The sequence below is a fragment of the Halomonas sp. SIMBA_159 genome, from assembly GCF_046536035.1.
In the GTDB taxonomy this organism is placed as follows: Bacteria; Pseudomonadota; Gammaproteobacteria; order Pseudomonadales; family Halomonadaceae; genus Vreelandella; species Vreelandella venusta_A.
On record NZ_JAWJBT010000759.1, the window covers coordinates 1 to 265 of the forward strand.

Genomic DNA, 265 nt, shown 5'->3' on the forward strand with positions numbered 1-265 from the left:
GCTGCTGAGCGGCAACCACGCCGTCATCGCTGCCTGGAGGCGGGAACAACAGCTCGAGCGCACACGACAGCGGCGCCCGGATCTGCTGCCAGAGGACGACTCCTAGAGCATCGTCTCGATGCCGCGGTCGATCTCGAAGACCACATCATACGGATGCCGGAGAGACAGCGCTGATGAGGCAGTCAATCCTCGGAGGTCGGCGCGCAGCATCCGACCGATCATCTCGTGGGTCACCAGGAGCGGAACGCCGGACGACGCCCATCCG

1 protein-coding gene is annotated in these 265 nt (G+C 65.3%); it reads left to right on the forward strand.

All coding sequences use genetic code 11. The annotated features are described in order from the left end of the window. Positions 1-4: 4 nt before the first annotated feature. Positions 5-106 carry a hypothetical protein gene (locus tag R0J87_RS21245; protein ID WP_498888769.1) on the forward strand — a complete coding sequence of 34 codons (102 nt, stop codon included), beginning with the start codon at positions 5-7 and terminating at the stop codon, positions 104-106. Positions 107-265 lie beyond the last annotated feature (159 nt).